Here is a 2,483-nt window from a genome sequence, read left to right as displayed (position 1 = left end):
ATGCCTTGGAAAATGGAGCCGAAGAAGGACGTGATTACCTGCGAAAAGTCTGGGGGAGCTGGAAGTAAGCTGCGATCCCGGAATGTCCGAATGGGGAAACCTAACATGATTTATCTCATGTTATCTATAAGTGAATACATAGCTTATAAGAAGGGAACCTAGGGAACTGAAACATCTTAGTACCTAGAGGAAAAGAAAATAATAATGATTCTGTTAGTAGTGGCGAGCGAACACGGAACAGGCCAAACCGTTCTACGGGGCGGGGTTGTAGGACTTTTGTTAGAGTTACAAAGTTATTGTATAGTAGAAGCTATTGGGAAGTAGCGGCATAGAGGGTGATACCCCCGTATACGAAATGCAATAACCTCGAGAAAGTATCCTGAGTACGGCGAAACACGTGAAATTTTGTCGGAATCTGCCAAGACCACTTGGTAAGCCTAAATACTACCATTTTACCGATAGTGAACCAGTACCGTGAGGGAAAGGTGAAAAGCACCCCGAGAGGGGAGTGAAAGAGATCCTGAAACCATATGCTTACAAGAAGGTAGAGCCCGTTAATGGGTGATACCGTGCTTTTTGTAGAAAGAGCCGGCGAGTTACTATTGCATGCGAGGTTAAGTCGATATAGATGGAGCCGTAGTGAAAGCGAGCCTTAATAGGGCGTTTAGTATGCAGTAGTAGACACGAAACCGGGTGATCTAGCCATGAGCAGGTTGAAGTTAGGGTAAAACCTAATGGAGGACCGAACCAGTATTCGTTGAAAAGACTTTGGATGACTTGTGGCTAGCGGTGAAATTCCAATCGAACCCGGAGATAGCTAGTTCTCCCCGATATATCTTTAAGGATAGCGTTATGTGAATTGTTGTGGAGGTAGAGCACTGAATCTATGATGGCTGCACCTAGCGGTACTGATTAGAATTAAACTCCGAATGCCATAACTTGTGCATAGCAGTCAGAACATGGGTGATAAGGTCCATGCTCGTGAGGGAAACAGCCCAGATCGTCAGCTAAGGTCCCTAAGTGTAAACTAAGTGTGTAAGGATGTGGAACTGCACAGACAGCTAGGATGTTGGCTTAGAAGCAGCCATCATTTAAAGAGTGCGTAACAGCTCACTAGTCGAGTGATTCTGCGCCGAAAATGTACCGGGGCTTAAGTTTACCACCGAAGCTACGGATTGTACGCAAGTACAGTGGTAGGGGAGCGTTCCAAGGGTGATGAAGTCAGACCGTAAGGACTGGTGGAGCGCTTGGAAGTGATTATGCCGGCATGAGTAACGTTTGGAAGTGAGAATCTTCCATGCCGTTTGACCAAGGTTTCCTGGGCAAGGTTCGTCCACCCAGGGTTAGTCAGGACCTAAGACGAGGCCGACAGGCGTAGTCGATGGACAACAGGTTGATATTCCTGTACCAGTTAATTAGTGATGGAGTGACGGAGAAGGATAGTATATCCCGGGTGCTGGTTGTCCCGGGCTAAGCACAAAGACGGCAACATTGGCAAATCCGTGTTGTATTAACGTTGAAGTGTGATGGGGAGTGAACGGTTCGCCTAGTAACGAAGTATATGACTCCACGCTTCCAAGAAAAGCTTCTAACATTAATAATTAACTGCCTGTACCTAGAACGAACACACGTGGTCAAGGAGAAAATCCTAAGGCAAGCGAGATAACTGTAGCTAAGGAACTCTGCAAAATAACTCCGTAACTTCGGAAGAAGGAGTGCTCATCTTTGATGAGCCGCAGTGAAGAGGGAGGGGCAACTGTTTAACAAAAACACAGCTCTCTGCTAAGTCGCAAGACGATGTATAGGGGGTGACACCTGCCCAGTGCCGGAAGGTTAAGAGGAGAAGTCAGCGCAAGCGAAGCTTTGAATTGAAGCCCCGGTGAACGGCGGCCGTAACAATAACGGTCCTAAGGTAGCGAAATTCCTTGTCAGGTAAATTCTGACCCGCACGAAAGGTGTAATGATCCCTTCGCTGTCTCGGCTGCAGACTCGGTGAAATTTTAGTACCGGTGAAGATGCCGGTTACCCGCAACTAGACGGAAAGACCCCGTGGAGCTTTACTATAACTTGATATTGAAATTTGGTGTAACGTGTAGAGGATAGGTGGGAGACTATGAGACCAGGACGCCAGTACTGGTGGAGTCAACCTTGGAATACCACCCTCGTTACATTGGGTTTCTAACTTCGACCCGTTATCCGGGTTAAGGACAGTGTCTGGTGGGTAGTTTGACTGGGGCGGTCGCCTCCCAAAAAGTAACGGAGGCGCTCAAAGGTATCCTCAGTATGGTTGGAAATCATACATAGAGCGCAAAGGTAGAAGGATGCTTAACTGCGAGACTTACAAGTCGAACAGATACGAAAGTAGGACTTAGTGATCCGGCGGTCCCGAGTGGAAGGGCCGTCGCTCAACGGATAAAAGTTACCCCGGGGATAACAGGCTTATCTCCCCCAAGAGTTCACATCGACGGGGAGGTTTGGCACCT

The 2,483-nt window shown here is 47.7% G+C and carries 1 rRNA gene; it reads left to right on the top strand.

The window, feature by feature from the left end:
* Positions 1-2,483: ribosomal RNA gene (locus GOQ29_RS06270) — 23S ribosomal RNA — on the top strand; the annotation flags it as partial.

Origin of the sequence: Anaeromonas gelatinilytica (assembly GCF_016820635.1) — a bacterium.
GTDB lineage: Bacteria > Bacillota > Clostridia > Tissierellales > SIT17 > Anaeromonas > Anaeromonas gelatinilytica.
This window is presented reverse-complemented; position numbering and strand designations above follow the sequence as displayed.